This window comes from Cytobacillus oceanisediminis (genome assembly GCF_004366035.1).
Lineage (GTDB): Bacteria > Bacillota > Bacilli > Bacillales > Cytobacillaceae > Cytobacillus > Cytobacillus oceanisediminis_C.
The window spans coordinates 473,864-500,695 of the sequence record NZ_SOEE01000003.1; the positions used below are offsets into that span (position 1 = coordinate 473,864).

Annotated in this window: 23 protein-coding genes and 1 pseudogene; 20 read left to right on the forward strand and 4 right to left on the reverse strand. The window is 39.9% G+C overall.

The window, feature by feature from the left end; translation table 11 throughout:
* The first annotated feature begins 7 nt into the window (after positions 1-7).
* Both DFO72_RS10525 and DFO72_RS10530 read left to right on the forward strand, forming a co-directional pair.
* Positions 8-1,273 (forward strand): ABC transporter permease, encoded by a 1,266-nt coding sequence (locus DFO72_RS10525; protein WP_113881649.1) that lies wholly within the window; start codon positions 8-10, stop codon positions 1,271-1,273.
* Positions 1,273-2,376, forward strand: coding sequence for an ABC transporter permease (locus DFO72_RS10530; protein ID WP_113881650.1), 1,104 nt, complete (start codon positions 1,273-1,275; stop codon positions 2,374-2,376). The genes DFO72_RS10525 and DFO72_RS10530 overlap by 1 nt, the downstream gene beginning before the upstream one ends.
* Positions 2,377-2,648: 272 nt before the next feature.
* On the opposite strand, the gene DFO72_RS10535 is transcribed toward DFO72_RS10530, so the two are convergent.
* A complete protein-coding gene (locus tag DFO72_RS10535; protein WP_113881651.1) occupies positions 2,649-3,182 on the reverse strand; it encodes a DUF3231 family protein in 534 nt (177 codons plus the stop codon).
* Positions 3,183-3,678: 496 nt separating this feature from the next.
* On the opposite strand from DFO72_RS10535, the pseudogene DFO72_RS10540 reads away from it, so the two are divergent.
* The 4 genes and pseudogenes from DFO72_RS10540 to DFO72_RS10560 all read left to right on the forward strand — a co-directional run.
* Positions 3,679-3,871 (forward strand): annotated as a pseudogene (locus DFO72_RS10540) (thiamine pyrophosphate-dependent enzyme); the annotation flags it as partial.
* Entirely contained in the window at positions 3,849-3,977 is a 129-nt protein-coding gene (locus tag DFO72_RS10545) for a helix-turn-helix domain-containing protein (protein ID WP_347876532.1), read from the forward strand. The pseudogene DFO72_RS10540 and the gene DFO72_RS10545, both read left to right, overlap by 23 nt.
* A gap of 248 nt (positions 3,978-4,225) precedes the next feature.
* Positions 4,226-5,125 (forward strand): formyltetrahydrofolate deformylase, encoded by a 900-nt coding sequence (gene purU / locus DFO72_RS10550; RefSeq protein ID WP_113881652.1) that lies wholly within the window; start codon positions 4,226-4,228, stop codon positions 5,123-5,125.
* 423 nt (positions 5,126-5,548) lie between these two features.
* Complete coding sequence (locus DFO72_RS10560; protein ID WP_113881653.1) at positions 5,549-6,037, forward strand: DinB family protein; 489 nt, start codon at positions 5,549-5,551, stop codon at positions 6,035-6,037.
* Between the two features lie 93 nt (positions 6,038-6,130).
* Here DFO72_RS10560 and DFO72_RS10565 read toward each other — a convergent pair whose 3' ends face one another.
* Both DFO72_RS10565 and DFO72_RS10570 read right to left on the reverse strand, forming a co-directional pair.
* On the reverse strand, positions 6,131-6,601 hold the full coding sequence (locus DFO72_RS10565) for a DinB family protein (RefSeq protein WP_113881654.1): 471 nt from the start codon (positions 6,599-6,601) through the stop codon (positions 6,131-6,133).
* A gap of 350 nt (positions 6,602-6,951) precedes the next feature.
* Complete coding sequence (locus DFO72_RS10570; protein WP_113881655.1) at positions 6,952-8,295, reverse strand: short-chain fatty acid transporter; 1,344 nt, start codon at positions 8,293-8,295, stop codon at positions 6,952-6,954.
* Between the two features lie 200 nt (positions 8,296-8,495).
* On the opposite strand from DFO72_RS10570, the gene DFO72_RS10575 reads away from it, so the two are divergent.
* The 5 genes from DFO72_RS10575 (at position 8,496) to DFO72_RS10595 (ending at position 14,384) form a co-directional block, all read left to right on the forward strand.
* Positions 8,496-9,089 (forward strand): TetR/AcrR family transcriptional regulator, encoded by a 594-nt coding sequence (locus DFO72_RS10575; RefSeq protein WP_166672461.1) that lies wholly within the window; start codon positions 8,496-8,498, stop codon positions 9,087-9,089.
* Positions 9,090-9,314: 225 nt separating this feature from the next.
* The gene (locus DFO72_RS10580) at positions 9,315-10,829 is read left to right on the forward strand and encodes a class I adenylate-forming enzyme family protein (protein WP_113881657.1); all 1,515 of its coding nucleotides are present in this window, start codon (positions 9,315-9,317) and stop codon (positions 10,827-10,829) included.
* A gap of 41 nt (positions 10,830-10,870) precedes the next feature.
* On the forward strand, positions 10,871-12,187 hold the full coding sequence (locus tag DFO72_RS10585; RefSeq protein WP_243856120.1) for a GntP family permease: 1,317 nt from the start codon (positions 10,871-10,873) through the stop codon (positions 12,185-12,187).
* A 17-nt stretch (positions 12,188-12,204) separates the two neighbouring features.
* A complete protein-coding gene (locus DFO72_RS10590) occupies positions 12,205-13,152 on the forward strand; it encodes a 3-hydroxyacyl-CoA dehydrogenase family protein (protein ID WP_166672462.1) in 948 nt (315 codons plus the stop codon).
* 53 nt (positions 13,153-13,205) lie between these two features.
* Complete coding sequence (locus DFO72_RS10595; protein ID WP_113881659.1) at positions 13,206-14,384, forward strand: thiolase family protein; 1,179 nt, start codon at positions 13,206-13,208, stop codon at positions 14,382-14,384.
* 134 nt (positions 14,385-14,518) lie between these two features.
* On the opposite strand, the gene DFO72_RS10600 is transcribed toward DFO72_RS10595, so the two are convergent.
* Entirely contained in the window at positions 14,519-15,076 is a 558-nt protein-coding gene (locus tag DFO72_RS10600) for a helix-turn-helix domain-containing protein (RefSeq protein WP_113881660.1), read from the reverse strand.
* Between the two features lie 113 nt (positions 15,077-15,189).
* Between DFO72_RS10600 and DFO72_RS10605 the strand changes: the two genes are divergently transcribed.
* The 9 genes from DFO72_RS10605 (at position 15,190) to DFO72_RS10645 (ending at position 26,802) form a co-directional block, all read left to right on the forward strand.
* On the forward strand, positions 15,190-15,786 hold the full coding sequence (locus DFO72_RS10605; RefSeq protein ID WP_113881661.1) for a LysE family transporter: 597 nt from the start codon (positions 15,190-15,192) through the stop codon (positions 15,784-15,786).
* Between the two features lie 172 nt (positions 15,787-15,958).
* Positions 15,959-17,536: a helix-turn-helix domain-containing protein gene (locus DFO72_RS10610; RefSeq protein ID WP_113881662.1), complete on the forward strand. Its 1,578-nt coding sequence runs from the start codon at positions 15,959-15,961 to the stop codon at positions 17,534-17,536.
* 111 nt (positions 17,537-17,647) lie between these two features.
* Positions 17,648-18,832, forward strand: a complete 1,185-nt coding sequence (locus DFO72_RS10615; RefSeq protein ID WP_113881663.1) for a metal-dependent hydrolase family protein — start codon at positions 17,648-17,650, stop codon at positions 18,830-18,832.
* Positions 18,833-19,024: 192 nt separating this feature from the next.
* Positions 19,025-20,440, forward strand: a complete 1,416-nt coding sequence (locus tag DFO72_RS10620) for a sodium:solute symporter family protein (protein WP_243856121.1) — start codon at positions 19,025-19,027, stop codon at positions 20,438-20,440.
* A gap of 38 nt (positions 20,441-20,478) precedes the next feature.
* On the forward strand, positions 20,479-21,600 hold the full coding sequence (locus tag DFO72_RS10625; RefSeq protein WP_243856127.1) for a M24 family metallopeptidase: 1,122 nt from the start codon (positions 20,479-20,481) through the stop codon (positions 21,598-21,600).
* 70 nt (positions 21,601-21,670) lie between these two features.
* Positions 21,671-22,837: a metal-dependent hydrolase family protein gene (locus DFO72_RS10630; RefSeq protein WP_113881666.1), complete on the forward strand. Its 1,167-nt coding sequence runs from the start codon at positions 21,671-21,673 to the stop codon at positions 22,835-22,837.
* Positions 22,838-23,069: 232 nt separating this feature from the next.
* Positions 23,070-24,593, forward strand: a complete 1,524-nt coding sequence (locus DFO72_RS10635) for a spore germination protein (protein WP_113881667.1) — start codon at positions 23,070-23,072, stop codon at positions 24,591-24,593.
* Complete coding sequence (locus DFO72_RS10640) at positions 24,593-25,690, forward strand: GerAB/ArcD/ProY family transporter (protein ID WP_113881668.1); 1,098 nt, start codon at positions 24,593-24,595, stop codon at positions 25,688-25,690. Before DFO72_RS10635 ends, DFO72_RS10640 begins: the two co-directional genes overlap by 1 nt.
* The gene (locus tag DFO72_RS10645; protein WP_113881669.1) at positions 25,687-26,802 is read left to right on the forward strand and encodes a Ger(x)C family spore germination protein; all 1,116 of its coding nucleotides are present in this window, start codon (positions 25,687-25,689) and stop codon (positions 26,800-26,802) included. The genes DFO72_RS10640 and DFO72_RS10645 overlap by 4 nt, the downstream gene beginning before the upstream one ends.
* Positions 26,803-26,832 lie beyond the last annotated feature (30 nt).

Sequence of the window (26,832 nt, forward strand, 5' to 3'; positions counted from 1 at the left end):
GTGAAAAATGGGCGCTTTTATTAAAAAAGATCTTCTCGTTTTCTGGAGAGACCGCAAAGAGATCTTAATGGCATTATTGCTCCCCATCCTAATCATTGTGATCTTGAATTTTGCCTTTTCAGGCCTTTTTAAGGATGAAAAAGCGATGCAAATAGATATTTCAGTGGTGCAGGAGGATGATGTGAAGAAGGGGATGGAGCAATTTGCTGCTGCTGTGGAAGCGAAGGGATTATCATCTGAAGAAAAAAGTGCAGTACTTGCAGAAGCAGATAAGCTTGATCCTGTACAGCTTATTCATGATTTTCTGAACAGCTCTGATTTGAAGGAATGGGTGACTGTAAAGGACTTCAGTGAAAAGGAAGCAGCGGAACAAGTGAAAAACGGGGAACTGGATGCGATTATTAAAATTCCAGAAGGGTTTACGTTCGAATCGTTATCACATGTTCTATTAGGGGAAACATCTCAAGGGTCCGTAACCATTTTAGCCGAGGAGGAATCGGCAGGAGTCAGCACTCTTCAAGAGGTCGTCCATAGCTTTATTAATACGGTAAATACACAATTTGCCCTTGGGAGTAAAGGAGTCCAGGCCACGGCAGAACCCATTTTGCCGAAGGGTGGCAAGGAAGTGGTTGAAGGGAATGATGGTGCGGATGCGTATACCATTTCCCAATATTTCACGATCGCAATCGGCACCCTTTTTGCCTTATTTATGGCTCAAACGGTTTCGTTAAAGACGATGACAGAAAAGCGGGAGCAGGTGTTCAATCGGATTTTATTAACGAATAGCCATCCGTTGTCCTTCTTAATTGGGAAAACGGTATCCGCTTTTATTCTCTCCATTCTGCAATTCGCGATTACCCTGACGGTCGTTCAATTGCTGTTAAATGTATTTCCGGATAAATCATTCACGTTTTGGGCGGGATTAATGGTTGTCCTGATCGCATTTGCCTTAACAGTAGGGGGACTTTCCGCTTTATTTACGGCTCTTACACTCCATTTAAGCGACACTAACGCAGCAAGTGGAATATCTACCCTGGTCATTATGGGATTTGGCGTTCTCGGCGGCAGCTTCTTCCCGCTGGAAGGACTTCCGGAGCCTATTCAAAAAATCGGCGAATGGACACCAAATGGCCTGACACAGACAGCCCTTATTGAATGGGTTCAATATAGCCATTTCAATGACTTGCTATTCCCGATTTCTTTTCTTATGGGTGTATTTATCATTTGTTTTGCCATCAGTGTGTCAATCTTTCCAAAAAGGGGGCGAAGCTGATGTATCCAGTGTTTTACGCTCAATTTCTAAAGGACAAACGAAAGCCGCTCCTAATCCTGACATTTATAGGCCTAAGCATTTTAGCTACTCTCATTTTTGGAAACTCAGCCTGGCAGACAAATACCACTGTTGCTGTGTTTGCCACTGGCCCAAATGCAGAGGAGATTGAACAAAAATGGGTAAAGTTATTAAATAAGGATAATGAAAATACCGAATATGTTATTTCAGAAGAAGGGGAAGCACGTGAACAGGTTAGAGAGGGAAAAAGGGATATTGCCATTCTATTAATGGAACAGGATTATCGCCTAATAACCGCATCCGATATGCCCAATATTCAGCTCATAGAGCAGGAGGTTCATAAAGTATTTACGGAGGAAGCACAGCTTCAGGCGATCGCAGGTTCAGCTGATACAGCAGAATTAAGAGAAGAAATCGATCGCTACCTGGAAAAACCGCCCTTGACCGTTAAAATCAAAAGCGTGAACGGCGGAGAATTGACCAGCCATAATATGGGGACCCAGCTGCTGTTTGGCTTTACCTTATTTATTGCCATGTTCACCATTGGCTTTAAGGTTAATGGCATAAATGCGGATAAAGTCAGCGGGGTATGGAACCGTCTGAACCTTTCGCCTGTAAGTAAAACCAATATGTATACCGGTCATTTACTGTATAGCTTTTTCATTGGATTTTTTCAAATGGCCGCTGTTTTTCTGATATTCGAATATGTCATGAACTATGAAATAGGGCCGCTTTCCCTTATTCTGACGATTGCCGCCGTCTTTACATTAAGCAGCGTAAGCCTGGCTATGCTGGTTGCCGGCTTTACCAAAACGCCGGAAAAGTTCAATATGGTTTATCCATCTGTTATTCCGATTATCCCGATTATCAGCGGTGTGTATGTGCCGCCGGGTGTAATGGATAATCCGGTTTTCACCTTTATTGCGGACCTGTTCCCTATGGGTTATGCGGTTGAAGCGATGATGGATGCTGCTCTTTTTGGTGCTGACTGGAGTGAGATCATGCTTCCGGTTTCATTAATGCTGTTAATTGCGGTTATCTATATGGGAATCGGAATAAATCTTGGTGAAAGAAGCAGGAGGTAAGAAACAGGCATGTTTGGATCACAAGATGGTATTTGATAAACCTGCATCGTGGAAGAGAAGAAGAAATTGGGTTCTGATAACGGGATTCTTATAGAGAAAATATCATTTGCGATGTGTTGGATACCAAAAAGGTCCCCAACCTCTGCTTTAAATCGTTTATGTCAAGGGTCCCGGCAAGGGTACTGCCCTTTTTTAAACTCTTTTGCCCCGTTAGAAATAAGAAAAGCCGCCTGGTTTGGCAGCTGATTTATATCGTGAGTTCAACAGAATTTTCACTTGAAATTATTTATATACGGAGGAGCTTCCAGAATCCAATTACGTTCTAACATAAGTTGTTTTAATGGTATTGAAACGGATATATGTTTGAGTAAAAACTTTGAGACCATAAATCCCACGTCTGCGCGTATTGATTCCGTTATTATTCTCATTCCTTGAGTCATGGCAATAAGAAGGTTAAAAGATAATAAATTAGCTATTTCCTGCTCCGTAAACCTTGCCCCATCAGGTATAGACTGATAATCAGCTATTGGCTTAGGTGCACTAGGTTTGGGTAATGGTACACCTTCTTGCAATAGAAATTCATTTAAATCATTTACAATTTCTTTATGAACATGGAAAACACTCGTAATTATCTCTTTAAATTCATTATCTTGAACTGTATTTATCCAAACTTCCTCAAGTCGTAATGTATTTTGACCCATTCCTGCATATAACCATAAATTACTTGCTTCTAATGTATTTAATGGCTTTTTTTCACCATCTAAAAAAGGTTTAATGGTATCAAATAATGTTTCAAAATAATTCATTTAGATCCTCCCGAAAATAGAACATTTTTGAGTTAATTTAACCTTAGAGGTCACATTTATACAGATAGGGAATTAGATTACACTAAATTTCCCCATTAGCTAGTGGTCAAATCTTTTTTAACCTACTTGTCCTATTTGACTGACCCGCCCTGTTAATACAATAAGCACTGCTTGGCATTTACGTATAAGTATACGTTTATACAGTTTTTCATTGAGAAATTAGTAAACATACTGCCAAAACCTACATCATTTAAATGTAAGAAAAAATAGAAAACCTTTTAATTGAAACAAAAGTAGACAAATCGAGACACTGTCTTAATTTGTCTACTTTTTTTTGAGCATAAATTACCCTGAAGTGCTGAAATTAGAGCATTGGGTTCATGGCACGGTTATTGCAATTAAGTTAGATGAAATCTATTTTTCCAAGGAGGCTGAAAAAATGAAAGCATTGTAAAGCAGTAAAGATGTAGCTTTAACGAAGGAAAAAGCCCAGTGGATGTATCAAAAATGGTTGAAATCCGAAATTTTGAGGACAGAGTTCATTAGTTGTTTGCAAAGCGAATCTTACCGGGATTTGTTCATTTATATGCTGTGGAGGAAGCTGTCGCTGTTGGGGTTAGTGCACATTTAAATGACAAGGACAGCATAACTAGCACCCTCGCGGACATGGTCACTGTATTGCAAAAGGCTTTCATGACAAGAAAGTTAAGTATGTCAGGGGTAACAGCAGCAGCAAAATTCCTGGGCATCCCAAGAAGTAGCTTTTATAAAAGGCTGAAGAAGTTTGGAATGTGAGTATAGGAAACGAGGGACGGTTCTTTTGCTTTCGGGAAGAAAGTAAGGGAACCGTTTTTGACATGTATCTGCATGCTGGAAGTTTCCATCACTTGGAGCTGGCTTTCTTTCATCTATAAGTTCCAGCATTACTCCATGTTTACTATCCCATAAACCCAAATAAATAACTTTATAAAAAATAAAAATATACTTTTAAATCCAAACCAATAAGTCTATTATAGTTATTAAAATTAAAAAAGGAGATTCATATGCATTCATCTATTCAAGAACAACTTCAGGTATTTAGAGAAAGTCAAAAAAACAGGGGGCGGCTGCTTATCAATTGTCCTGATCAACCGGGTATTGTGGCTGCTGTATCCAAGTTTCTGTTCCAGCATGATGCTAATATTATTGAATCGAGTCAATATTCGACAAATCCAGAGGGTGGAACCTTTTTTATACGAATCGAGTTTGAATGTCCTGGTTTACGGTCGAAGGAAGAAGAATTGAAGAGTCAATTTAAGGAAATCGCAGAAACATTTTCAATGGAATGGAAATTAGCATTTGTTTATGAATTGAAGAAGACAGCTATTTTCGTATCAAAAGAACTTCATTGTTTACGTGAGCTGTTATGGGAATGGCAAAGCGGTGATTTGCTTACCGACATCGCTCTTATTGTGAGCAACCACGAGGAAGCAAGAGAAATTGCAGAATCCTTGCATATTCCATTCTTTTACCTACCAGCAAGTAAAGAAAATAGAGAGGAAGTTGAAGAAAGACAGCTGCAGCTTTTAAAAGAATTTGATATTGACTTAATCATCTTAGCAAGATATATGCAAATTTTGACGCCAGCCTTTGTTGGGGCTCATCCATTCAAGATCATTAATATTCATCACTCTTTTCTTCCTTCATTTGTTGGTGCGAGGCCATATGATCGAGCCCATCAGCGCGGAGTAAAAATAATTGGGGCAACGTCTCACTATGTTACAAACGATCTTGACGAAGGACCAATCATTGAACAAGATATCAAGCGTGTTGACCACCGGGATCATATAGATGATTTAAAAAAGAGCGGACGTTCTATTGAACGAAGTGTTCTTGCCAGAGCGGTTAAATGGCATTTAGAAGACCGGATTATTGTTCATGAAAACAAAACAATTGTTTTTTAAGGAAAAGGAGCGGTAATGAGTGCCTGTCCCTCAGTTTAGTAATGCATTGTCATATGATCTGCCCCCTGTCAAGAAGACAGTAGAAATAATAAAAAAGCTTTAGGCGGCTTTAGCTCTATATTCTATAGGGCTAAGGCGGTTTAAGTGTTTTGGTTTTCTGCTGAAGATTTTACCGAAATGAAATGGCAAGAACTTGTACGACGATTAGACGAGGGATTAGCTTAGCGGCAAAATGAGATTGAGGCAGCCACGGAATTAAAATTGCATGAACAAATCCCCCATTTTCCTGTAGACGCGCTTTGGTGGGGGGCGTTATCAAATTTGTGCACACATAACACTTATCATATTGGACAGATCATCTATATTCGAAAAGTCCAGGGGTTCAAGGCAAAGTAAAGAGTAAAAAGAAAAGAGGAGGATACAATGGAGCGGAAAGAATATGAATGGGTCAAAGAGAATCGAGAAGTGCTTTTGGACTTTTGCAGTAAAATGGATCCAAAAGATTTTACGTGTGAACTGGGTTTTGGCTGGCAGAGTGTGCGTGACACACTTGTTCATGTAGCGAATTGTTATCATGGCTGGCTAGGATCATTTGTTTTATTAAAAACGAAGAAGCCTATCACGCCTAGAGAAAACATTCCGACAATCGGTATCGAGGAAATCAGGACATTGTTTGAACAAGCAGATGCTTATGTGTATGAAGTTCTTGAGTCATTTTCTCAAAAAATGGATGAGTCAATCGTGCAGCCTATTCCTTGGAGAGAATCAACTGAGGAGATTTCAATGACTCCTCGAAAACTGTTCATGCATACTGTCACTCACGAATACCATCACAAAGGACAGATAATGGCGATGGCCCGCCAGTTAGGGTATGAACCGCCAAATACAGATGTTCTGGGGACGAGAGAGTAGATAGATAAGAAAGGATGCCCAATGGTGCTGTACGTAATATCGATGGGCACCCTTTGTACTATTAAGACTAAAATTAAAATGATCTTTGCTTTTTTAGTTCTTTACTCCTGTATGATGAATAACCCGTTCCATCGCTTGAATATGCCCCAAATGGTTTGCCTCATGAAACAGCGCAAATTCGGCTAATTCACCAAAGGTTTCAAGTCCCAAAAATGGTTTATCCAGCTTTTCATTTAACCGTTCAGCTGGAATTTGCTGGATTCGGGCCAATTGATCCTTCAGCTGTATAATGAGCTCATCTGCTTCAGGTATATCACCTTTCCAATCAGCCGGCTTTGTACCGTTTCCAAATAATTCAATATAGTTTGCAGGGATATGGGTCGTTTTGCGGGGAAAGCCGAACATAAACTGTTCACAGACCGTTAATACATGGCCAATATGCCAATGGATCGTGTTGTTAAAACCGTCTGGCTGTATACTTGCTACATCCTTTGATACTGACTCGATCTTTTTAATAAAATAACCTCTTGTCTTCTCAAACTGTTTAAACACTAGTTCATTCATTCTTTTCTCCCCTTCCAAATATTCTCATCTGTTAATATACCAAAAATCCGGAAAGATTAGGAGTGTCAATGGACTGAAAAATTGATAATTGTTTTCTTTTATATACGGCGAAGGTTTTGTTTGAAATTAATAAATTTACATTTTGTAAATGGCAGGACCTTACATCCAACTAATTATAATGTCACTTACTCAACGTTAAGCTAACCCGTAAGCTTTACTTTCTTTACACACCCCTGCCACCCGCCTGTATTCAATGATGAAACCACGGAAGAAGCAAGACGCGACTGCAATGGAGGGATTAAAGCAAGCAGGCTATTGATAAGGTCATTTATTATCATTCAATTTGGTTGTTAAAATATCATCGGAATAAAAGTAACCCCAACCACAGCAATCACAAACAAAATAATAAGCGATACTAAACAATATCCCCAAATATCTTTCAAAGACAACCCGGACAAACCTAAAGCAGGGAGAACAAAGAAGGGCTGCAGTAAGTTTGTTACTAGATCTCCTATGGAGACCGTGTTGATTGCTGCTGATACAGGGATTCCCATGGTTTGTGCCGCTTCAACCATGATTGGGCCCTGGATTTGCCACTGGCCCCCGGCTGAAGGCACGAAAATATTAACAATAGAAGCAGACAACAGACTAAAAAACGGGAAAGTGAATTCATTTGAAATAGCCACAATGCCGTTTGATATCATGACAATTAAACCAGAGCCGATCATCATCCCCATGATTCCAGCGTAGAAAGGAAATTGCAGGGCGATTCCGCCGGCTGAAGGCATGGCGCTGGTAATCGCGCTAATATAGCTTTTTGGAGAACCATGTAAGGCCAGGCCAAGAATAATAAAGCCAAAGTTCAGAATGTTAAGGTCGAGATTGAACCCACTTTTTGAGAAATACATAAATAGCCAGATCGCACCAATTGCAACAATTAGATAGTTTAAAACTTTACTATTATCCAATCGATCTGCAATAGTTGGAGTTTCTCCAACTGTAACAGGAGATGCTTCCAAGCTGGCGGCGATTTCATCGTTTCTGTAAAATGGAACGACTTCATCCGATTTAGGCATCATTTTTATATAGGCAAAAATGACAGCTGCCAAGCCGACTAATGCCACAAACAGCATGGTCGGGCTTAAGATTGTTTCTGTTAATGGTATTAGTCCGATTTTCTCTTCTAAGGAGTGCTGTGGAGTATTCACTAGGAGAGGTGCAGTCAATGTAATGCTGATTGGGAGTATGGCGATTGTTGCGGTGTAAGCTGCAGCGATGAGAATTCGAAAGTCTGCTGTCTGGACGTTTCTAGCTACTTCCATTGCAAAGAGTGTTCCTAATACGAATCCTAATCCCCAGCTAAGATAACCGCCGAGAGCAGCGACAATCATCGTAATTATAATTGCTGACTTCTGTGTTTTAGGAATGGTCGCTCCTTTTTGAACCCATCTCTGGACAAGCGGTGCTTTAACGAGCGCATATCCAGTTATAATGATCAGGATCATTTGTGTTGTAAAAGCTAGAAAGCCCCAAAAACCGTTGTACCAGTGTTCAACCATGCCAAAGAAGCTTTCACCAGTCATAATCATACCCATTGCCAAAACAATTAGGGTCAGTAGCAGGGCAAAGATGAAGGCATTCGGTAAATACTTTTCAACACCAACTTTAAAACTCTGCGAAATCGTTCTTAACATCTAAATCCTCCTTAAATTTAATCTTACGCCTATTTTTTGGTAACAGGCTTTAATAAAGCGCTTACATTTACATAGAAAACAGGTTGACGAAGTATGGATCAATTGAGAATATATAAACTATAGTCTATGAATGTAGTTTTACAAACCGTAGTCTATTTGTCAAGTTTATTTTTAATTTTCTGAAAAGGAATGATAGTCCGGTGAATAAAAGGCAGCTGCAAGCATTGGAGACAAAGAAAAGAATTTTAAAAATTGCATTGGAATTGTTTCAGGAGAAGGGCTTCAGCAATGTGACTGTTGATGAAATCATTGAAAAATCCCAAACGTCCAAAGGCGCATTTTATAATCATTTTAAAAGCAAGCATGATATTTTCTTTGAAAAGTTTCAGGAAGTTGACCAATATTATGTGCAGAAATTAGAACCGGAATTTCATTTATTCAACTCTGCAGAGGAAAAACTCGGATGGTTTTTCTTCAAGCAGATGGAGTATATTGAGTTGAATCTTGGCTGGGATGTTATAAGAACCATATATGAGCACGAGCTTAATGTTGAAGCAGAAAGTTTTTTCTTAATACCTGACAGACCGCTTTATCAAATCCTAGGAAAGTTATGTGACGAAGGAAAACGGAATGGGGAGTTACGTACGGATCTTTCCACAGTCGAAATGGTTGATATATTTGCCCGCACCATAAGAGGAATTCTTTATGACTGGGGGATCAATAAAGGTGCTTTTTCGCTGCAAAATGAACAGAGGTTTTTATTTGACGCGGTAATCAGAGGGTTAAAAAAGTAAAAGAATAAAAGTAAAAAGGCATCCCAAGAGGGGCCTTTTTATTTTTTAAAATTATAATCTAGAATTCTAAGATTTTGGGACAATGAACATAAATGAATTGAATTCTGAATATAAAAAATATTGACACATAGACTACAGTCTGTAAAATAGCAATTAAAGACTATAGTCTATATAAAACACTTACTATTTTGAAAGCGTATTCAAAAAAAGAAAGGTGGATCTATTTTGCTTACGTACGGAAACTTGACATTGCATTCATTACTGAAAAAACAAACAGAAAGATATCCTGATAAGGAATTCATTGTTTTTAAAGATGAATCCATCACCTATCGTGAATTCCTCAATCGAACAGAAAAGATGGCGGGCTGGCTGTTGGATAGAGGAATACGAAAAGGTGATACTGTCGCTGCTTTTCTCTCCAATTCTCCGTTGTTTTACGAGACCTGGTTCAGCTGTGCGGCCATCGGTGCTATTCTGTTGCCGATCAACACAGCTTCGACACCTTCTGAATTGGAGTATTTCTTAAGCCACTCTGATTCAAAGGGATTTATTTATGAAGAGAACCTAGTTAATGAGCAGCATTTGATGGTGGCAGAAGATCTATCTCTCCTTTTTATTCAAAAGGATGAAGAGAATTGGAAAAGAGAGAAGGAGGCAAGCCAGTTCACCCCATCGGATGAACCGATTGACCCTGATGATGTTGCCTGCATCATGTATACCTCCGGAACGACTGCAAAGCCCAAAGGTGTGCTCATTACACATGAAAATTACTTGTTTGCAGGTCATTCATCTGTCCTTTATCAGCAGCTGACTTCAGAAGATCGCTATCTAATCTTTTTGCCGCTATTCCATGCCAACTCACAGTACTATACTTCCATGGCCATGCTTGCTGCTGGTGGAACCATTATCTTATTGGAACGGTTTAAATCTTCAACATTTTGGGATGATGTAAATCGGTATCGCCCAACCGTCTCAAGTCTTGTGGCTACTGTTATTAAAATGCTGCTTGAATGTCCAAACCATCCAGCTGAAAAGGAGCATACCCTTTGCAAAGCTGGGTATGGTTTATTTATCACCCATCATGATTTGGTCAAATTTAAGGAAAGGTTTGGTATTAAGCTCTATCAATGGTATGGCATGACAGAATCGATCACCACTAACATTGTTACACCTCTTCATGAAGAAATGATTACGGACCCTGTTTCCGGGATTGTCCCGATTGGGAAGCCAGGCTTGGGCCATGAAATAAAGATTGTTAGGGAAGATGGCAAAGTGGCGATCCCTGGGGAAGTTGGAGAAATCATTATTAAAAGTCCATCTCTTATGAAAGGTTATTACAAGAATCCAGAGGCTACAGCCAAAACATTGCAGCATGGCTATCTTTATACAGGGGACAAAGGCTATTACAATGAGGAAGGATTTATTTGGTTTGTTGACCGGAACAAAGACATGATTAAACGTGCTGGGGAAAATATTTCTTCCATAGAAGTTGAGAATGTTCTATCAAACCACGGTTCCGTGGAAGAGTGCGCCGTGATCGGGGAACCGGATTCATTGCGGGAAGAAGCAGTTATAGCCTATATAAGATGCTCAGAAGGAAAACAGGTTTCATCAGATGAGCTTTATGAATTCTGTAAAGATCGTCTATCCTATTTTAAAGTTCCGCAGGAGTTCCGATTTGTGGATGACTTCCCAAGAACCTCTATAGGGAAAATCCAAAAGAATTTATTAAGAAAATAAAAATAGATTAAGAGATTTTTATTTTAAAAGGGGGAAAATGAGTGGAATTGTGGAGTGTCTTTACAATCCTGTTATCGTTGGGGCTTTTAATTTTCATGGCCTTGCGCGGATTCAGCATTATCATTATTGCTCCGATTGCGAGTATTATTGTCATCCTGTTAAATGGCATGCCTTTTCTTGAAGGGATGCAGGAAAGTTATATGGCAGGATTCATTAACTTTGCGAAAAACTATTATTTGATATTCCTTTTTGCTGCTCTTTTCGGCAAGTTCATGGAAGACAGCGGTGCAGCGAGAAAAATTGCAGAAGCACTTTTGAGGATAATTGGACGTGAAAGCAAGTTTAAAGTCCTCATCGCCGTAGTGGTTATTAGTGCCATTCTTACTTATGGCGGGATCAATGTTTTTGTGGTAATCTTCGCGATGCTTCCGATCGCAAAGCCATTATTCAAAGAGCTGGAAGTACCGTGGCACTTATTTGTCGGCGCATTCTTTTTTGGTATTGCGACCTTTACGATGACGATGACACCAGGAACCCCCTCCATCCAGAACATCATTCCCACTAAATATTTCGGTACAACGGTTACGGCAGCCCCGCTGCTTGGGATCATTGCTACGATTCTCGTCATTATCATCAATGTGTGGTACTTGCGTTTTGCATTAAAACGTGCAGAAAGTCGTGGAGAAACTTACAGCAATATGAAAAATCCGGATAAGAATCCAAAGCGGGAAATGACAGATCAGTATGCTGATAAAAAACTGCCTCCTTTATTTGTCAGCATCCTTCCACCCGTATTTTTACTTGTTGCTTTGAATGCCTTTAAGCTCGATATCCTTTTAACCCTAATGTTGTCAGTAGCTGTCTGCTTTGTGCTGTTTTGGCCATTTATTGAGAAGAAATTCAAGACTATCAATGTTGGTGCCACGAATACGGTTCTGCCAATCGTTAATACAAGTGCTGATGTGGGGTACGGTACAGTCATTGCTGCTACTGCAGGGTTTGCGGTTGTATCTGATTGGCTAACTAGTATACCGGGGTCTCCGTTAATTTCATTATACCTGGCGACTACATTACTTGCGGGAATTACTGGATCGGCTTCAGGGGGACTTGGCATTGCCATGGAAACGCTCGGAAAAACCTATTTTGATATGGGTCTGGATCCAGAAATTCTCCACCGAATTGCCGCTATGGCGTCGGGCGGATTTGATGCACTTCCGCACAATGGTGCTGTTATTACGATTCTGGCAGTGGTCGGTCTCACTCATAAAGATGCTTATCGTCATATTTTTGCAACCGCCGTTATTGCTCCTGTTATAGCTGCAATCCCGACTATTATTATTGCCTCATTATTCTATTAAGAAAGGATGTAATGACTATGTTTAAACAAATTGCCATTATTGGTGCTGGCACAATGGGATATGGCATTACCTTTCAATTTGCTCAAAACAATCAAAATGTTATTTTAGTTGACCAATCTGAAGATGCACTTGTAAAAGCGAAAGAAAAGATCGAAAAGTACGCGGAAATCTTTCATCGGAAGGATCCAGTGCAATATGCTCGTGCTAATAAAATTATGAAACAGTTGACGTTTACCACTTCCTTAAGAAACGCAGCAGAAGCCGATTTAGTCACAGAATGCGTAGTTGAAAACCTTGAAGTGAAACAGCGTCTTTTTAAAGAAATGGATGAATTATTTCCGGAAGATACGATCTTCGTCTCCAACACATCAAGCTTAAAATTATCAGACATTATTCGCGATGTTCAGAAGCATCGTTCGAGAAGCCTGCTGACACACTGGTTCAATCCTGCCCATATTGTCCCGCTTGTTGAAATGCTTCAGACGGATGAGACCGACCCGGCAGTGTATGCGAAAGTGAAGCAACTTTTAACTCAATGCGGAAAAGTCACGATTGATGTGAAAAAAGAGCTTCCTGGCCTTGTTGCGAACCGAATTCAAATTGCGATGGCCAGAGAAGTTTTGAGTCTTCTTGAAGATGATGCTGCAACAAAAGAGGATATTGACCGGGCTGTAGCCTATGGTCCAGGATTCCGATTGGCACAAAGCGGCCTATTGGAGATTATGGATTTCGGCGGTCTGGATGTTTGGATCAAGGTGATGGAACAGCTTCAGCCTGCCATTGCTTCAGGTGTGAAGGAATATCCTACACTTACCAGCAAAGTGGAGGCAGGTAAGTTCGGAGTTAAGAATGGGGAAGGATTCTTTACTTATCCAAATGGAAGCATGGATGATTATATCTTTGAAAGAGATGAGAAACTCATTGACCAGATGCTATTAAAATCAAAGCAGCAAGAAAGAGTGTGAAAGGAAAGAACGGTCGGGCGGTATTTAATAGACATTTAAAGGAGGAAATCTTTATGCAAGGAATCTATATACTCGATGGTGCACGCACACCTTTTACTGAATTCGGAGGATCATTTAAAGACATAACCGATATTGATCTTGCTGTCCACGCAGCAAAAGAAGCGATAAAACGTAGTCAAGTGTCAGAGGAGGATATTAAGGATGTTACGTTTGGAAATGTCATTCATACGAATCGATCATCCTCCTATTTAGCTCGTCATATCGGTCTGAAGAGCGGTATTCCTCAGAGTACCCCCGCATTAACCGTGAACCGGCTTTGCGGTTCAGGGATGCAGGCGATTGTATCGAGTGCCAGTACCATCTTACACGGAGATGCGGAGGTGGCACTTGCGGGAGGAACAGAGAATATGAGCCAATCACCTCATGTTCTTCGCCATACACGCTGGGGATCTCCAGGTGGGGCACCTCCAGTTGATGATATGCTTTGGGGAACTTTAACAGATTCCTATATTGGCTATGGGATGGGTGTTACGGCTGAAAATCTCGCTGAGCGCTATTCGACCTCGAGAGAAGAGCAGGACCGGTTTGCAGTGGAATCGCATAGAAAAGCGGCAAAAGCAGCTGAATCTGGACGCTTTGCAAAAGAAATCGTGCCCGTGACAGTTAAGCAAAAAAAGAAAGAAGTTGTGGTAGATCTGGATGAACATATTCGACCGGATACAAATGTTGAAAAAATGAGCGGTCTAAAAACAGCTTTTAAAAAGGATGGAACTGTAACGGCAGGGAATGCGAGCGGAATCAATGATGGAGCGGCTGCTGTTGTTCTGGCTAGTGAATCTTACGTCAAGAAGCACAGCAAAAAGCCGCTGGCTCGGATCGTTTCCTGGGGGATTGCCGGTGTGGATCCTGAAACAATGGGGATTGGTCCTGTCCCTGCTATGCAAATCGCTTTAAAAAAAGCGGGACTGGGCTGGAATGATATTGGATTAATTGAGATCAATGAAGCATTTGCGGCACAGTCATTGGCTGTGATCAAAGAATTGAAATTAGATCAGGAAGTCGTCAATGTGAATGGAGGAGCAGTCGCTCTGGGACATCCGGTTGGAACGAGTGGGGCCCGAATCAGTTATTCACTGGCAGTGGAGATGAATGAAAGGGATGTGAAATATGGGCTTGCGTCACTGTGTATTGGCGGTGGGCAAGGAATTGCTCTATTACTGGAAAAACCTTAGAATACAAACTTTACTGGTCAAATACACAGTATGAGAATGACAAAAGGAAAGCAGCCCCGGGAGGCTGCTTTTTATGTGATAGAGTTTGTCAATTTAAGATTTCAGTTAAATTTACACCAATCATAGAAGTGCTTTTATTCTGCCGGATAAAATAAAATCATATTTACACGTGCCAAAGATTTCCCTGAATTATGATAGGTATGGGGCTTATCCGCTTTGAATCTGATGGAGTCACCGCTTTCTAATGTATATTCATCGTTATTAACCCGTATGGTTATTTCCCCATCAAAGACCACAATCAGCTCCTCGGTTCCCTCGATATGTGGCTCAGCGCTAAGGTATCCTCCTTTGTCGATTTCGACGGTATACACTTCAAAACGCTTATCGTTTTCGAAAGGAAAGTAAGGATATACCCGATACCTGCCATGATCCTCTGATAATGTCTGAATGTCCTTCCTTAAAACAAGCTGAGTATCCGGCTGGGGATGATTAATCAGGGAGGTAAAAGAGATCTTTAAACCATTTGCAATCTTCCAAATGGTTGTGATGGTCGGGCTTGATTCCCCCCGTTCAATTTGGCCGATCATCGTTTTGCTTACTCCCGTTAATTCGGCCACCTTCTCTAAACTTAATTTTTTATTTTCTCGAAATGCTTTTAAATTCTTAGCAAGAATTAAATGAATTTCCTCCATAGCTGCATTCCTTTCATCTGTACAATATAACGTCCATAATATACAATATATAGTAAATCGTTATATTGTCGTTTTTGTACATTATAACATACATGGAAAGGAGGAAAGCAGCTATGTCTTTATTATCCTTTTTCTTATATGTTTTTGTTACCAGCTTTACACCAGGTCCAAACAACATTATGGCCATGGTATTCGCTAACCGGTTCGGTTTAAGAAAGACGATTCGGTTTTGTTTGGGGGTAAGCGCAGGGTTCTTTGTCATAATGATACTTTGCAGTTATTTTAATCTATTGCTTCATCATTTCATTCCAAAGATTGAATTGATCATGACCATCATTGGGGTAATTTATATGCTGTTTTTGGCTTATAAAATCATGACCAGTAAATCGGATGACCAGAACAATAATGATGATAAGCATAATGGCTTTTTAATCGGGATGCTTTTACAATTTATTAATCCAAAGGGGATCTTATATGGGGTTACAGTAATATCAACCTTTATCCTCCCATACCATACCTCACATACGAGCCTGATTTTCTTTTCCATTTTCCTTGCATTTGTTGGTTTCCTGAGCACTTTTTGCTGGAGTGTTTTTGGATCGATTTTTCAATCCTTCCTTGCGAAGTATAGAAGTCAGTTTAATGTGATAATGGCTTTACTGCTGGTGTATAGTGCCGGGTCAATTCTTGTGGGGTATTTGATTCAGTAAAGATCAATCTTAATGATGGGGTACAGCCAACAGCTGTACCCCATACATGTTTAAATCGGTTTTATCCATTTTATTTAGCAGAAGATGCCTTTATAATATAAACAAACTATTAGATATACATAACAAATTCATAGATTAATGGTAATGTTTCATCTTTAAAGGGGGGATTTTTATGATTACAGTCAAAGACTTTGCTCATGTGTTAGAAAGCGATAATATTTTGCTTGTGAGCGGCGGCAGGCAAAATATAAATAAAGAGATCGCCTACTTAACAAGCATGGAGCTTACTGAAAAAACATCCCGTATGAAAGAAAAAGGGTTTGTTATGACCACGTTTCATGCTTTCAAAGATGTGAATCAGATGATTAGCCATTTAGAATGGATGCAGGAAATCGGAATTAGTGCTATTGGTTTTCATACAGCAGCTTTGAAAACGATTCCAAAGGAAGTTGTTGACTACTCCAATACTCATTCCTTGCCGCTTTTTGAAATCCCCCAAGAGGTCCCTTACTATATCATCCACGAAAAATACAATCAGCTAGTTAATCAAAGGGAAAATGAACAGGCTGCGAAAATCCATAAATTAAATGAGAAACTAATGGAAATTGTTCTCCTGGAGAAGGATTTGAATTCAATTGTAAAAGTAATAGGAGAATATATAAACAATGTTGTGTGCGTGTTAGACCCGTATTTTGATTTGATGGCGTATTGGAAAACGAAAGACCACACCAGAAATGAGATTAAGCACCTGATTAATTTAATCATAAACCAGCATAAAGAGAACGTATTAAAAGTGCGCTTCACCAATCGTGAAACAAATATAGCTGTGAAAATGGATCGTTATCCTGATCAGACTTTCAAGGTAGCCCCTTTGTTCTCTAAGATGAACTTTCTTGGCTATCTGATCATTTGTCAAAATGGAGCGACGGATAAGTATTCAGAAGAGGTTATTAAGAATGGCATTCGTGCTTTAAGTTTGGCAGCCTATAATAAAAATACAATGCTTCACTATCAAAAAAGCAAAGATATCGAAATGCTTGAACGTATTTTTGAAGATGAGTCCGATGATAAAAATCTATCAGATTTTTATATGGACCTTAAGAAAGTTAGATGTATTATCCAAGTGCAGTCCTCCTCTCCGGCAACACTTCAGTCAAAACTTCAAATGCTTTCTGAGCTTTTAATAGAAAATGAAACAAATTCGCGATTATGGATTTATAACAGAAAAATTGTCGGGGTGATCGATTCAATTTTAGACAGAGAGAAGGTAGCGGACATTCTGACAGACTTTCCTGGAATCCGTATCGGTGTAAGTGGGATAAACGAAGTGAACCATTGCAGCAACATTAAGGCTATGTATGACCAGTCATCAATGGGGTTACTGCATGGTCAGATTCATGATGCACCATTGGTGTTTTGGGATGAGATGGGGATAGAGAAAATAGCCTACAATTTACAAGCACATCATTTGTTTCAAAACTTCGATGAAGAATTACTGGGTCCTTTGATTGCCTATGATCAGGAAAAAAATGCTTCCTTAACCGAAACACTCTATACATATTTAAAACACTTTTTCAATTTGCAAAAATCGAGCGGCGAATTATTTGTGCATCCTAATACGGTCAAGTACCGATTGCAGAAAATAAACGAATTACTGCATATGGACATACAAAATCCATCCAATTATTCAATGCTGATGGTGGCATTTTCTATGCACAGCTATAAACAGAAGGCAGTTCTGTTTCAATAGAATTGTTTAAAAGAGACAAATTTATGTCTCTTTTTTGTTTGTAGTATACAATGATAAATAATCTTTCTATTGTTATGATTTTGAATAATCAAATAATAGGAGGACTTTAGAATGCCAGCTAACACGAAATGGATATTAAAAAATGGCAGCATAATTGACGGAGTTAATGATGAGGTGCTGGAGAATGCGTACATCAAGGTTGAAAACGGGAAAATTTCAGAGGTGCAGCAAGGGGAGCCAAGGGAAACAGAAGGGTTTGAAATCATTGATTGTACCGGAAAACATATCCTTCCCGGCCTGATTGACTGTCATGTACATCTCGTTTGGAATGGCAGTGCAGACCCGCAATCTGTCATAAAAAATGAAGAAAATGACAGGATTGCCTTGGAAGCCTACAAGCATGCATTAGATACACTTAAATTAGGAGTCACTACGGTCAGAGATTTGGGTGCACCGGATCGAACCGTGTTGCATGTAAGAAATGTCATTGATTCCGGCTTGCTTGAAGGACCTACCATTATTGCTTCCGGAGCACCTATTTGTATGACAGGGGGACACGTCTATTATTTAGGCTATGAATCGGACGGGCCGGACGAAGTGCGAAAGAATACTAGAAGGGTGCTCAAGGAAGGGGCAGACCTGGTGAAAGTGATGGCAACGGGCGGTATTTATACAAAAGGGGAGGAGCCTGGTTCCGTCCAATTAACAATTGAAGAATTGAGTGCGGCAAAAGAAGAGGCACTGAAGAAAAATAAGAAAGTCTCTGCTCATGCAGATGGAATTGAAGGAATTATGAATTGTTTAGAGGTCGGGATCGATACAATCGAACATGGAATTTACGCAGATCGTCAGGCACTTGAAATCATGAAAAATCAGGGTACTTTCTTAGTGCCGACAATGGCTGTCATGAGACAGCTTATAAGCAGCCCGGACATCCCGGCATTTGCTCTTGAAAAAGCTAAGCAAGTAGTGGGACCGCATTTCTCCATGCTGCAGGAGGCTGTCCAAATCGGAGTGAAGATTGCGACAGGTACTGACTGTGGGTCTCCATTAACCCCGCCCCGCTATTATTATGATGAATTAGCGATTATGCATGAAGCGGGAATGTCGGAAATGGAAGTCATCAAAGCATCTACGGCTGTTGCCGCTGAATGTCTGGGGATTGAAGATCAGCGCGGCAGTATCTCACCAGGGAAATTCGCAGATCTTCTGATTGTAGACAGCAATCCTTTAAATGATTTAAATCGTTTGCGGGGAGACAAGCTGGTTATGAAAAATGGTGTTTTGGTCAGCTAACGTACACTAACGAAAAATGTTTGGTGTCATGATTTCAGTATGCTGTAACGGAAAAAACGGGGCTCTGCAATTGCGGAGTCCCCCTTGTATACAACGTTCCTAAAGAAAATTAAATAGGAAACAAGGATCCATGTTCCAGGATAAAATCTGCATTAAGCTTCCACACAGCCTTATATAAAAATAGTAAAAGGAGTGAGCTTATTGAACATTTACTTAGTTGCAGTCATTCTTTATCTGATTCTGATGGCGTTGATAGGTGTGTATTTCGCAAAAAAATCGGTGAAAAACAGTGATGATTTCATGGTTGCAGGACGAAGCTTGCCGCTCTTCGTCGTAATGGGAACTCTTCTGGCAACGTTTGTTGGGTCTGGAACTGTGGTCGGCGGAGCGAGCTTTATTTACCAATACGGACCGTTTGCCGCTATTTTTAATCTTTCAGGCGGAATAGTTGGAGCTATCATTTTATATTTTATAGCTTCCAAGATTCGAAAGATTGAAATCTATACAGTACCGGAACTTTTGGAACGGCGTTTTGGAAAAACAGCTCTTTATATATCATCCGTTATTATCATCTTTGCATTTGTCGGAATAACAGCCTACCAGTTTACAGGTGGAGCCTATGTGCTGCAATTAACCACCGGTATTCCACTGGAAGTTGGCGCCATCATTATGTGTGCTCTCGTCATCTTCTTAACTGTGAGCGGCGGGCTATTTTCGGTGGCGTATACGGATGCACTTAGTGCCATCTTAATTATCATTGGCTTTCTATTCGGGGTTCCCTTTGCATTGAATGCTGTAGGAGGCTTTGAAGGATTATCTCTATCCTTGCCTGAAATGAATAAGACCTGGAATGGCGGATTAACATTTCCTCAGCTTCTCGGCTTCTTCCTGCCACTGTTTTTACTTGTACTGGGTGATCAAAACATGTATCAGCGATTTTCCGCTGCGAAAGATCCGAACGTAGCCCGGAAATCCACTATCGGCTTTTTTGTTGGCAGTGTGTTTGTCATTAGTTTAACCATCATCTTAGCAACTACCTCCATTGTGCTTTTCCCAGATATAAAACCCGATACAGCCATTTTATCACTTGCGATCGATGGTGTACCCCTTGTAATCGGATTGCTTATTCTCTGCTCAGCCGTTGCTTTTATTATCACAACAGCTACTTCTTACCTGTTATCAGCATCAGGAAATATCGTCAGTGACTTAATCCAGCGTTCAAGCAAAAGGAAGCTGCCTGAAAGTAAACTTCTATGGTACAACCGTGTCATTGTCGTGATATTAGGGGTTCTCGCTTATGTATTAGGACAATTCTTCCCGAGTGTCCTGGCCATCCAAATGTATTCCTATACGATGTATGGCGCGTCCTTAACTCCTGCCATTCTTGCAACCGTATTATGGAAAAATGCGACAAAAGCAGGCGTGATCAGCTCCATGATTGTGGGTGGTTCTGCAACGATGATTTGGGAAATTGGTCTTGACCGGCCATTAGATTGGAATAGTGTCCTGTTTGCCTTGCCATTGTCCGTTTTAACACTCATTATTGTCAGTTTGGCAACCAGAAACAAAAATGTCACAGCAGACCTTACGACAGATCATACAAGCTAAAAAAATTTTCAAAAAAGGAGCTGGATATCGTGGATTCAATGAAAAGAATCAATCGATTAAAAGAGTATATGAAGGATCACTCCATTTCTGCTGTATTTGTCTTTAATCCTGACCATCAATTTTATTTAACAAATTTTAAAGCACTCATTTACTCTCGGCCTATCATCTTTCATTTGCAGGAAAAGACAGCCATGATTGTTCCTGGCCTTGAAGAAACACATGCACTGGAACATTCACATGCAGATGATGTCTTGGTCTATTATGAGCATCCTGGTGCCGGCAGGGATGAGACATCACATATGGAGCATATAAGTGCATTGGTAAAGCAAAGTCCTGACTCATCAAAAATTGGTGTGGATTTAGCGTTTATTCCAGGTGAGGTTCTTCTCTATCTTCAGAAATCAGGCTATCAGGTGGTTGACATCGGGCAATTTATTTATCAAATGCGATTTATCAAAGATGAAGAAGAAATTCACATGCTCGAGCAGGCCGGGCAATTAGTGAACCTGGCAGTAAGCAAGTCATTAGCGCAAATTCAAGCGGGAACTACAGAATTGGAAATAGATGCAGCGGGAAATGCGGCACTGTTTGAAGCAACTGCGGCACAATATCCGGATTCAGTGATTGATATTGTGGTTATGTCGCCTTCCGGGTTAAAACGAAGCATCATGCCGCACGTCTTTTCCAACACAAGAAAAATTGAAGCGGGAGATGTCATTATTCACAGCAGACAGGTTGGACTAAATGGGTATCGCGCTGAGTTAGAGAGAACCGTGATTGTTGGAAAACCGACATCCCAACAGGAAAAGGCGTTTCAAGCTGCAATAGAAGCTCAGCAGCGTGCGATTGATTTTATTAAGCCAGGTGTGAAATTTTCAGAGGTAGATAGTGTTGCACGTGAAGTGTTTGAAAAGGCAGGACTTGAAAAATATGCAATTCACCGAACCGGACATGGAATAGGAGTATCAGCTCATGAGCAGCCATTTTTGCGTTATGACCATCATGATGTGGTAGAGGAAGGAATGGCATTCTCGATTGAACCTGGGATTTATATACCGGGGGTTGGCGGTTTTAGACACTCTGATACTGTTCTGATTACAGCTGATGGATGCCGATTAATTACAGAATATCCGCGTGATATGCAGTCCCTGCTTTTTTAACTCATATACCGAACGAGAAAGGGAGAAGTATTGTACTTCTTCCTTTTAAAAGTGATAGGAGGAACATGTGATGGAGCTTGTGATATCAAAAGTACAGCTATTATATGGCGAAGAATTGGAATATAAGAAGGGTTTAGCTCTTTGGATAAAGGACGGTTTGATAAAAGACATTATCCCTGAATCCGAACTGCCAGCCAACGTAAAGGTCATCGATGGAAATCAAGGGTTCCTCGCTCCTGGCTTAATAGATTTACATATTCATATGATGTGGGACGGTTCATTAAATCCAGTTCAAACCTCCGAAACAGAAGGTTATGAGCAGATGCTGATACGGGCTGTTTCTAATTGTCAAACATATCTCCAGCACGGCATAACGACTGTCAGGGACATTGGCTCAGTTGATGATATTGCCCTGCATGCAGCAAAAGGGATCAAAAGGGGGCTTATTTCAGGTCCCGATGTCATCGCCAGCGGAAAAACATTAACCATGACAGGAGGGCATGATCCGTTCTGGGCAAGATTTATTGATGGGAAAGAAGAGGCTTTAAAGGGTGTGCGCGAACAAATCTTTAAGGGTGCTGAAGTGATTAAAGTAAGTGCTACTGGAGGGGTCTATGGAAGAATAGAAGGGGAACAGGTCGGCCATGCAGAGCTTAGCCTGGAAGAGCAGGAAGTCATCTGTAAAGAGGCGCATCGGTTTGGACTCAAAGTTGCGTCACATGCGATTGGCCGTGATGGAATACTTAATTCAATTCTTGCTGGCGTCGATACGATTGAGCACGGTCATTTTCTGGATGATGAACTAGTTGACTTAATGGAAGAACGGAATACCGCCTGGATTCCAACATTGTTCGTCTATAAGCAAATTGCTTCACAGGAAGGGATTCCTTCTTATGCACGAGACAAAGCAGAAGAAATCGTCAGCATTCATCGGAATGCATTTGAATCCTATTTTAACCGGAATATCCTGATTGGTGCCGGTTCAGATGCTGGTTCACCATGCACATCTCACCGGGCGCTGCTGGATGAATTGTATACGATGTATGAGATGATTCCTGATGCAAAAGAGGTGCTAAAGACAGCAACAGTAAATGCCGGGAAAATTTTAGGTCGTGACGTTGGGCAAATTAAAGAGGGCTACAGGGCAAATCTGGTTTTGCTTAAGGAAAATCCGCTTGAGTGCCTGAGTAATCTAGAAAGCCTAGAAATGGTTGTTGTAAGGGGAGAAATAATTTAATTATCCTAATGATTAAGAAAAGACATTTCATGTTGGAATGTCTTTTCTTAATGAATAGCGAGCTTTTTATTTTATAAAGTTAAAACCAATTTCAGGTTTGATGGTTAATATTGTTTAGAGACGCTTCCGGCAAAATTCTTTTTAAATTTAATTGATATAAGAGGGACTAATTGCATGTTTTTCCAGCCTTAGATACAAACTAAGTTATCATAATTTAGGCGGGAACCATCTAATGAAATTCTTTCGGAAATACAATAATCAGCCCAATTTTACTCAGCAGCATAACCGCAATCCAATCAGTTCAGATTTAACGGAAAATATAGAAGAAATCCAGTCAATCTTTAGTGAAACACCTGATCTTGTTGTGAGGGATTTTGTCATAACACACTCAAATAGACAAGCAGCACTTGTCTATTTGAGCGGAATAACCGATAGTCAGACGATTAATAACCATGTGTTAAAACCTCTTCTATTTGAGAACGGTAAGGATAATAGTGAAACGGATTTGAGGGTATCACTGGGTCACATAAAAGAAACAAATAAGTGGCAGCAGATTGAAAGTGCGATTTTGAATGGCGAATGTGTCTTGTTTGTAGAAAAACGAACAGAGGCTTTTATTTATTTTACTTCTTCTTTTCCTAAAAGGTCCATTGAAGACTCGCCAATAGAATCTTCCATACATGGGTCACATGTGGGATTTACAGAGACCGGTGGCGATAATGTAGCGTTAATCCGTAAGCAAATTTACAACCGGGAACTGAAAATAAAGGAAATGACTGTTGGCGAAAGGGGGAAGTCGAAGTTAGCTATCTTGTATCTGGCAGATGTCGCGAATCACGAAGTGCTGAAGGAGATTGAGGAACGAATTCAGAAAGTGAATGTTGATAGCGTAATAAACGCGGGCGTACTTGCTGAATACATTGAGGATAATCCATATTCTCCTTTTCCACAGCTATTATTGACAGAACGTCCTGATTTTGCGGCTTCGGAAATATTACAAGGAAGAATCGCAATAGTGGTAGATCGATCGCCTAATGTCATAATTGGCCCGGCAACATTTGATTCTTTTTTCAAAACTATAGATGATTATAGCTCCCGTTGGATGGTAGCTTCTTTTATTCGTCTAATGAGATATTTCGGTTTTTTAATCGCAATATTTCTGCCATCAATCTACATCGCCATCATTTTCTTTCATTTTGAAGTCATTCCTTTAAAGCTGCTATTATCCATAGGCGAATCAAGAGAACGTGTTCCCTTTCCCCCTTATATTGAGGCATTTATTATGGAGATTACTCTGGAAATGCTGAGGGAAGCGGGTGTTCGGCTTCCGGCCAAAATTGGACAAACAGTTGGTATTGTAGGTGGTATTGTCATAGGTCAAGCAGCTGTGGAGGCAGGAATTGTAAGTAATGTAATGGTAATTGTTGTAGCTTTGACAGCTATAGCCTCTTTTATCATTCCAAATTATGAAATGGGTTCAGCCATTCGAATGGTCCGGTTCCCGATGATGATACTTGCTTCTCTTTTCGGATTTGTGGGACTTGCCATTGGATTAATGATCTTACTTGCACACTTCATTGCGCTTGAATCATTAGGAATGCCTTATGGAAGTCCGATCGCACCATTACGATTTCCAGATTGGAATGATGTATTTATTCGACTTCCGCAGTGGTCTATCAAAAAACGCCCTTTAAGTACAAGTGCCGTTCAAATGAAAAAAGCAGATTCTCATCGTCCAAAGGGTGGCGAACAGTGATGATAAACAAAAAAAATCAAATTACGCCGATGCAATTTATTTTATTGATTCATGGTGTGCAGATGGGAGTCGGAGTCTTAACACTGCCAAGGGAATTAGCTCAAAAAGCAGGGACAGATGGTTGGATTGCAATCATCATTTGCTGGTTTTTTTCGACATTGATTAGTTTAATCATTATACAAATTATGAAGAAGTATCCGAATGGAACGATCCTTGATTTGGTAACCCATTATTTTGGGAAATGGATAGGAAGGGCAAGTACCATAATATTTGCATTGTATTTTGCTATATTGACCCATGTTCTTTTTATTAGAGAGGCACTCTTTATTCAAGCGTGGATTTTACCTCATACCAATATCCTGATATTAATTTTGTTGTTATCGATTCCTAGCTATTTAATCGTTCGAAAAAACATCAGTATATTAGCCAGGTATTCTCAATTCGTTTATTTCATGACATTATGGGCAATTCTTATTTATTTAATTCCTATGAAACATGCTGAGTGGCTTCATTTGCTCCCTGTTCTTAAGGAAGGCTGGGTTCCAATTTTTACGGCTGTAAAAACGGCCATTCTTTCTTTTGTAGGTTTTGAAGTTGCCTTTTTTCTCTATCCTTACTTACAAAAGAAGGATAAAGCCTCTTTGGGTATTGTAGTTGCTAATACACTTTCACTCCTCATGTACTTGATGATAACCATAGGAGCCTTTGCATTTTTTAGCCCTGACGAAATTACCATATATAATGAACCTACAATAATAATTTTAAAGGTCATTGAATTTGAATTTATCGAACGGCTGGAAATTGTGTTTTTTTCTTTTTATATATTTGTTATTTCTACAACAGTCCTTCCATTAATGTTTATGACAGTATTTTGTACAAGTCAGCTGGCTGGAAGACAAGATCATAGTAGACATATAGCGTGGTTTTTACTGCTTGAATGTATATTTGCTGTGTTGTTTCCCCCAACTTTCGATAATAATTTCCTTCTTCAAAAAATGATCGATCAAGCTGGGCTAATACTTGCGTTTGCTTTTCCTATATGTTTATGGGGATATGTCTGGCTGCACGGATTGTTTAAAAGGAGGGCAAGTAAATGAAACGTTGGTTCCTTGTGATTCTTTTCTTATTTCTTGCTGCAATACTTTCAAGCTGTGGACGAAGTATTCCTCTAGAGGATTTAGCGATTTCCTTAATACTTGGTGTTGATCTCGATGAGGAAGATAATCTAATCATTTCTGAATCAAGTCCTGTGTTCAATAGTGAAGCCAAGAAAAAAATTGAAACATACGAATTAGAAGCAAAAACAATACGGGATTCCAGGAGGCATTTTGACGCTTTGACACCAGGTGCGGTCACTGCCGGGAAAATTCAAGTCCTTCTGATAGGAAAACGAGTACTGGAACATGAAGATTGGTTTAATGTCTTAGATACGATATATCGGAATCCCACATTTTCCGTAAATTCAAGAATCATAGTGGTTGATGGTCCTGTATCTGATGTTATTCATTATGAACCGGAAGATAAACCACAATTACCTTTGTTTTTGAAGGAAGTTATTGATAAGAACATTGATAGATCGAGGACTGTATTAGCCACTCCTCAGTCACTCCATAGGCAAATGTACGAGAAGGGCATGACTCCTTTGATATCAGAATTAAAAAAAGGCCAAGATGTTGAAATAGTTGGAGTATCATTGATGGATCAGTATGGAAAGTATGTTGACACTCTGGGTATGCAAGAGACGTCACTCCTAATTATCTTAAAGGATAAACAAACAGAAGAATTAACCATTTCCATTCCACTGCCAGAGTTAGGGGATGAGGGAGGAATCTTTAATAAGAACGAATTAAGTATAGATCTTAGCAGGATTAAATCTAAAGTAAAGACTACATATAACCAGGATAAGTTTCATTTCAACTATAAGATTCATATGACCGCAAGTATTGTGGAACAGCTATTTACTTCAGGTAATGTAAAAGAAAATGAACTTGAGAAGATGATTGAGCAAGAATTGAAATCCCGATTTGAAGGTCTTATTAAGAAAATCCAGAAAAACAAAATTGATCCAATCGGGCTCGGTATTTATGCAAGAGCCTATCAATATGAACAATATAAAAAAGTTGAAGGACATTGGGGCGAAGCTCTAGCGGATTCAAACATTGATGTTTCCGTAGACGTCACGATAAAATCAACGGGTGCTATAAGGTAATAAGGAAAATTCTCAGAGGTTTTACCCTCT

Bases quoted from the DNA above. Each gene is read 5' to 3' on its own strand.
- DFO72_RS10525 (WP_113881649.1), top strand. From the start codon at position 8: ATGGGCGCTTTTATTAAAAAAGATCTTCTCGTTTTCTGGAGAGACCGC.
- DFO72_RS10530 (WP_113881650.1), top strand. From the start codon at position 1,273: ATGTATCCAGTGTTTTACGCTCAATTTCTAAAGGACAAACGAAAGCCG.
- DFO72_RS10535 (WP_113881651.1), bottom strand. From the start codon at position 3,182: ATGAATTATTTTGAAACATTATTTGATACCATTAAACCTTTTTTAGAT.
- DFO72_RS10545 (WP_347876532.1), top strand. From the start codon at position 3,849: ATGGTCACTGTATTGCAAAAGGCTTTCATGACAAGAAAGTTAAGTATG.
- purU (WP_113881652.1), top strand. From the start codon at position 4,226: ATGCATTCATCTATTCAAGAACAACTTCAGGTATTTAGAGAAAGTCAA.
- DFO72_RS10560 (WP_113881653.1), top strand. From the start codon at position 5,549: ATGGAGCGGAAAGAATATGAATGGGTCAAAGAGAATCGAGAAGTGCTT.
- DFO72_RS10565 (WP_113881654.1), bottom strand. From the start codon at position 6,601: ATGAATGAACTAGTGTTTAAACAGTTTGAGAAGACAAGAGGTTATTTT.
- DFO72_RS10570 (WP_113881655.1), bottom strand. From the start codon at position 8,295: ATGTTAAGAACGATTTCGCAGAGTTTTAAAGTTGGTGTTGAAAAGTAT.
- DFO72_RS10590 (WP_166672462.1), top strand. From the start codon at position 12,205: ATGTTTAAACAAATTGCCATTATTGGTGCTGGCACAATGGGATATGGC.
- DFO72_RS10595 (WP_113881659.1), top strand. From the start codon at position 13,206: ATGCAAGGAATCTATATACTCGATGGTGCACGCACACCTTTTACTGAA.
- DFO72_RS10600 (WP_113881660.1), bottom strand. From the start codon at position 15,076: ATGGAGGAAATTCATTTAATTCTTGCTAAGAATTTAAAAGCATTTCGA.
- DFO72_RS10605 (WP_113881661.1), top strand. From the start codon at position 15,190: ATGTCTTTATTATCCTTTTTCTTATATGTTTTTGTTACCAGCTTTACA.
- DFO72_RS10610 (WP_113881662.1), top strand. From the start codon at position 15,959: ATGATTACAGTCAAAGACTTTGCTCATGTGTTAGAAAGCGATAATATT.
- DFO72_RS10615 (WP_113881663.1), top strand. From the start codon at position 17,648: ATGCCAGCTAACACGAAATGGATATTAAAAAATGGCAGCATAATTGAC.
- DFO72_RS10625 (WP_243856127.1), top strand. From the start codon at position 20,479: ATGAAAAGAATCAATCGATTAAAAGAGTATATGAAGGATCACTCCATT.
- DFO72_RS10630 (WP_113881666.1), top strand. From the start codon at position 21,671: ATGGAGCTTGTGATATCAAAAGTACAGCTATTATATGGCGAAGAATTG.
- DFO72_RS10635 (WP_113881667.1), top strand. From the start codon at position 23,070: ATGAAATTCTTTCGGAAATACAATAATCAGCCCAATTTTACTCAGCAG.
- DFO72_RS10640 (WP_113881668.1), top strand. From the start codon at position 24,593: ATGATAAACAAAAAAAATCAAATTACGCCGATGCAATTTATTTTATTG.
- DFO72_RS10645 (WP_113881669.1), top strand. From the start codon at position 25,687: ATGAAACGTTGGTTCCTTGTGATTCTTTTCTTATTTCTTGCTGCAATA.